Raw genomic sequence first — 5502 nt, 5'->3', positions numbered from 1 at the left:
GGCCGGACTCCCGGGCGGCCCGGGGTGTGGGGGTGTCGGGGTTCATCGCGTGCTCCCTGTGGTCGGTGGTCGCACGTCGCCGGCGCGGCCGGGGTGCCGGCCGCCCGCGCCGGGTCGGCGGGGTCCGGACACCCGCCCCGCCCCGTCGCACCGGTGGGCCGCCGGGTCCGACCGGAACCGTGATCGGGATCGGGTGTCCGAAGGTTCTCCTTTCCCCACCCTAGGCACCTTCACCCGGACGACGCAGGAGGGCGAACGGTCTCCCGGGCGCCGTGCCGGGCCGGGACCACCCGGACGGCCCCGGCGCCGGGGCCGGCACGCCCCCGGGCCCGCCGGGGGATCCCGGGGGCCCGGGCGATCAGAGTCCCGGCCGGCAGCCCTCCAGGACCCGTCGGGCGGTGAGCGCCAGCGAGAGTTCGGCCGTCTCCTTGGGACTGCCCAGCGAGCGGCCGGTCAGCTTCTCGTAGCGGCGCAGCCGGTTCAGGACGGTGTTGCGGTGGCAGGAGAGGCGTTCGCCGGTGCGCTGGGCGGAGGCGTCGCACTCCAGCCAGGTGGCGAGGGTGTCCAACAGGATCTCCCGATCGCCGGGGTCCAGGCGGCGCAGCGGCCCCAGGACGCGTTCGGTCAGGACCGCGCCCAGGTCGGGGGAGGAGACCAGCAGGGCGGCGGCGAGGTGGTCGCGCAGCAGGGCGACCTCGCCGTCGGCGGGGCAGGTCTGGAGGGCCTTCTCCGCCAGCGCCCTGGCCTCCCCGAGGGCGACCAGCCCCCGGGTCGGGGGGCTGACGCCCACCCGCACGGGTGGGGCTCCGGGGGCCGGGGTCAGCCCGCGGGCGAGCCTCTCCACGCCGCGCTCCCCGTCCGGCGGGTCGCCCGGTTCGTCCTCCAGGGGGGCGATCGCCAGGTCCACCGGGTCGCCGGGGTACCAGACCAGCCGGGCGCCGGCGGGGCCGGTGCGCAGGGCGGCGCGACCGGGTCCGGAGACGGCGACCACGGCGTAGCGGCCGTCCTCGGCGAGGCCGAGCGCCTCGACGACATCGGGCAGGTCGGCGACCCGGACGGTGCCGTGCAGCAGCGCCTCGGTCATCAGACGGATGCGGTTCTCCCGCCGCCAGGCCATCTCACGCTCCGCCCTGCGGTAGGCCTCGGCGGCGAGCGAGCAGTGTTCGTCCACGAAGTTCCACACGTCGCCGGCGACGTGCACCAGCAGGCGCATGGACTCGGGGTCGTGACGGGCGGCGGTCTCCAGGAGCTCCTCCCAGACCACGCCGCCGCCCAGCCGGAAGGCGTGCTGGAGGGCGTCGAGCGGCAGGCCCTGGCGCGCCCGGTCCGAGCCGATGCGGCGCGAGCAGCGCCGGGCGGGTTCGCGCATGCCCCGCGGGTCGATCAGGCAACCGACGTTGTGACGCAGGGAGCGGTGGACCTCCTGCCACAGGGCCTCGGTGTCCACCCGGGGGCCCCGGTAGGAGGGTTCCTGGTCCTGGACCAGGGCCACCACCCGGTCGGTGAGATGGGGCAGTCGGTGCAACAGCAGTCGGGCGGAGCGACGCAGGACCAGGAGCGTCTGCGCGCGGTCGGGCGGACGCGTGGCCTCGCGCCGGCCGTCGCCACGATCGTTCCGGTCGACCCGGTGGTCCCGGGTCGTCGTGGCGACCTCCCGGGGTCTGGTGCTCAGGGGCATCACGAACCTCCACCTGTCGGGGCGGTAAGGGCGGCTCGCTCTGCATTGTTGGGGTGCGGCGGTCCGCGATCCAGTGCTGTGCCCGTAGTGCAACCAAAGCCATACCGTCCAGTCGGTAACTGTTGGGATTTTCTCGATCGAGTGTGCTTTTCCGTTCTTTTTCGATGACTTCCGTGTCTTTTACGGAGGTGGTCGGGTGGGAGCCCCTCGTGGCGCCCCCGTGCCCGGGGCGCGCCGGGGGGAACGACGGGACGGACCGCCCTCCCCGACCCGGCGCACCGCGCCGCCCCTCACCGGGGCCCCGGGGTGTCCGGGGCGTCGGCGAGCAACCGGGTCAACTCCACCCGCGAGCGGATCCCCAACACGCTGAAGACGTTCCGCAGATGGTGGTCCACGGTGCGCGGGCTCACCGACAGCCGCACCGCCACCTCCCGGTTGGTCGCCCCCTCCGCCACATGCCGGGCCACCCGCAACTGCTGCGGGGTCAGTGCCGCCAGCACCTCCGGCGGCGGGCCACCCGCCGGGTGGTCGCTCCCGCCCGTCGCCCGCAGCTCGCCCCGGGCCCGCTCCGCCCAGGCCCCGGCCCCGCCCTGCTCGAATCCGATCACCGCCTCCCGCAGCACCTCCCGGGCGTCGCGCGGCCGGCGTCCCCGGCGCAGCGCCATGCCGTGCAGCAGCTGGGTGCGCGCCCGCTCGAAGGCGTTGTCCGCGCCCCGGTGGGCCTCCAGCGCCCGGGCGAACGCCTGCGGCGCGGCCTCCGGCGGCGCGCACAGCGCCCGGCAGCGCAACAGTTGGGGCACCGCCTGCGGATCGGCGGTGGCCGCCGCCCACTCCGCCAGATGCGAGAGCGCCGGACGGGCGTGCTCGGGGCGCCCGGCCAGCACCGAGGCCTCGATGAAGCAGGGCAGCGCCAGCGTGCGCAGCGCGAAGTGGCCCCGGCCCGGCCCGTTGCGCAGCAGGGCCCCCAACCGCAGCGCCGCCTGCCGCGGCCGGTTGAGCGCCAGGTCGCACCGGGCCAGCGCCCACTCGGCCATCGTCGCCGCGATGCCCAGGCCGTGCGCGCCGGCGTCCTGCTCGGCGTCGGCCGCGTGCCGGGCGCACCGCTCGGGGTCGCCGTCGATCGCGGCGGCCATCGCCAGCGCGGCGTGGTGGTGGGCCGCGCTGTTGCGCTGCCCGGTGCGCAGCGCGCTGCGCAACCCCTCCCGGGCGTGCGCCGCGGCCCGCCCGTGCCGGCCGCAGCGCAGTTCGGCGTAGGCCAGCAGTTCCAGTGCGTGCGGCTCCAGCACCCGCTCACCGCGCAACCGGGCCACCGCCAGGCCGCGCGAGGCGCAGACGTACGCCCGGTCGTTCTCCCCCAACAGCATCGCCACCACCGCCGCCCGCAGCAGATCGGCGCTGTGCTCGGACCGCCGGGCGCGTTCCAGCACCCGCCGCAACGGTGCCGTGGCCGCCGCCAGACCGCCCTCCACCAGCGCCGCCATGCCCGCCCCGTAGTCGTCGCGGGGGGCGGCGGCCGCCTCCCCCGCCGTGCCGGCGACCGGTATCACCGGCGTGCCGGTGCCCGCCACCCAGGCCGCCTCGGCGGCGATCCGCAGGGCGTCGCCCGCCCGGTCCGGATCGTGCGGGCCCAGCAGCCGGGCCGCCTGCACCAGGGACTCCCGGGCGTCGGTGATCACCCCGCACTCCCGCTGCAGGGTGCCCAGCACCAGCGCCGCCCGTCCCCGGGTGGCCTCACCGGCCGGCAGCACCCGGGCCCGCTCCAACAGGGTCCGGGCGGTCTGCGGCCGACCCGCCGCCCAGGTGTGCTCGGCGGCGGCGGTCAGCAATCCCGCCCGGGTGTCCGGATCGATCACCAGGTCGGCGGCGCGCAGCAGGGCGTCGGCCGAATCGGTCGGGGGACGCACCGCGGCGGCCCCCTCCACCTCGACCTCGGCGGCCAGCCGGGCCGCGAGGTCCGGGTCCGGCCCCTCCCCGGCGGCGGCCAGGTGGCACAGGCGCGGCAGCGGGTCCGCCGCGCCGCGCAACGCCTCGGCCAGGGCCCGGTGGGCCTCCCGCAACTCCCGGGGGGACACCGCCCGACGCACCGCGCGCCACACCAACGGGCCACCCGGGCGCCACCGGTCGCCGTCCCGGCGCAGCACGCCGAGCGCCTCCGCCGGGAACGACCGGGAGGCGACCTCCCCCTCCGGGGGGTCGGTCGGTTCCTCCCCCCGCCGGGCCCCCGCCGCCGGGGGGTGGTCCGGAACCGGGCCCGGGGTCCCGGCCGGGAGCCCGGCGGCCCGCAGCACCGTGCCCACCTCCGCCTCCCCCCGCACCTCACAGGCGGCGGCCACCAGCACCAGCAGTTCCCGGGCGGGCCGGGACAGCGGACGGAGCGCGTGCTCCGTCCGGCGCAGCCGGGGACCGTCCACCGGCAGGGGGCGCGGCAGCGGCTCCACCCCCGTCAACCGGGCGGGCGGGAGGTGGGCCAGCAGGTCCGCCAGGAGGCCCGGGTTGCCGGCGGCCTCGTCCGTCAGCGCCTCGCGCACCGCCGGATCCGCCCCCTCGGGCAACAACCGGTCCAGCAGCGCCTCGATCTCCGCCTCGGAGAGCGGTGTGAGCACCTCCTCCGGGAGCCCGCCCAACAGGGGGTCGGGGGGCGAGCCGGGTCCGATCGCGGTCAGCCCCAGGATCAGTGCCACCGGCACCCCGGCCCCCAACCGCCGGGCGACGAAACCCAGCACCTCGCGGGAGAGGGGGTCCACCCACTGCGCGTCGTCCACGCAGCACAGCACCGGACCGCCCGCCCGGGTCCGCTCCTGCAGCAGGGCCAGCACCGCGTCCCCGACCACCGGGACCGCGGCCGGCGGGGCGTCGGCGGGCCGGGCCGTCCCCACCAGTTCCCGGGCGACGTCGGGCCCCGCCAGCCGGGTGGCCAGGGCGTGCAGCCCCGCCAGCGGCATCCCGGTCTCGGCCCGCACACCGCGCAGCCGGACCACCGGTTCGGGGGACGCGACCGGCCCGCCCGGGAGGTGAACGGCGCCGGCGGGCGCGGCCGGCCGGGATTCGCCGGTCCCGCACCGGGCCGGCGACCGGGCGAGCCACCGCCCGCGGTCCCGGAACGGCGGTGCGGCGAAGAGGGAGGCCGCCCTCTCCAGCACCGTGCTGACCCCCATACCCGTCTCGGCGCGCACGAGCAACGCCCCGCCGTGACCGGCGCGGGTGCGGTCCAGCAGGGCGCGGACCGCGGTGTCCGTACGGGACCGGCTCGGGAACGAGGACGTCGAAGGACTGTCCATGTGGTTCGGACCTCCCTGCCCGGGGCGTGATCGCAGGTGCCCCCGTCACGCCCGTTGTCGCACGACAGCACCGACCGGATCGCTCGTCCATCCGGGCGTCCCCAAGTCGATGCGGACGCCCAGTGTGTGACGCGGAACACTGTGCGCGCGCACAGAACGCCCGGGCTTCGTACGGAGTCGACAAGGCACGGAGCGGAGGCCGGTGATTTCGCCGATGCCCGGCAGGAGGGTCGGGACCAGCATCGGCACCGCGACGTCGCGGCGTTCCCGGGCCGGGCGCGGAGGCCCTCGGGAGGGAGCACGTGAATCGCACGGATCACGGGGATGACACCGCGTCAAGACTCGTTCCGGACACCGCGCGCGGCGTCTGCGGCGGTCACGGTACCACCGATGCTTTTCGGCCACACGCCCCGTTTTCCGTCCGTCCCGTCCGGCCCGTCCGGCCCGTCCGGCCCGTCCACCCCACTCGCCCCGTCAATTTCAGCTGTTTCCCTGATTTCCCCCATTCCCCCGGAGGCTCCCGGATGAGCAGCTCACCCACCTCCC

General features: G+C 77.1%; 2 protein-coding genes. Both read right to left on the bottom strand.

Going from position 1 to position 5502, the window contains the following annotated elements:
• Positions 1 to 358: 358 nt before the first annotated feature.
• Complete coding sequence (locus FOE67_RS15220) at positions 359 to 1678, bottom strand: PucR family transcriptional regulator (RefSeq protein ID WP_182664566.1); 1320 nt, start codon at positions 1676 to 1678, stop codon at positions 359 to 361.
• Positions 1679 to 1968: 290 nt separating this feature from the next.
• Positions 1969 to 4956, bottom strand: a complete 2988-nt coding sequence (locus tag FOE67_RS15215) for a helix-turn-helix transcriptional regulator (protein ID WP_182664564.1) — start codon at positions 4954 to 4956, stop codon at positions 1969 to 1971.
• Between the last annotated feature and the right edge of the window lie 546 nt (positions 4957 to 5502).

It is taken from the genome of Streptomyces calidiresistens, from assembly GCF_014141525.1.
Lineage (GTDB): Bacteria > Actinomycetota > Actinomycetes > Streptomycetales > Streptomycetaceae > Streptomyces > Streptomyces calidiresistens.
This window is presented reverse-complemented; position numbering and strand designations above follow the sequence as displayed.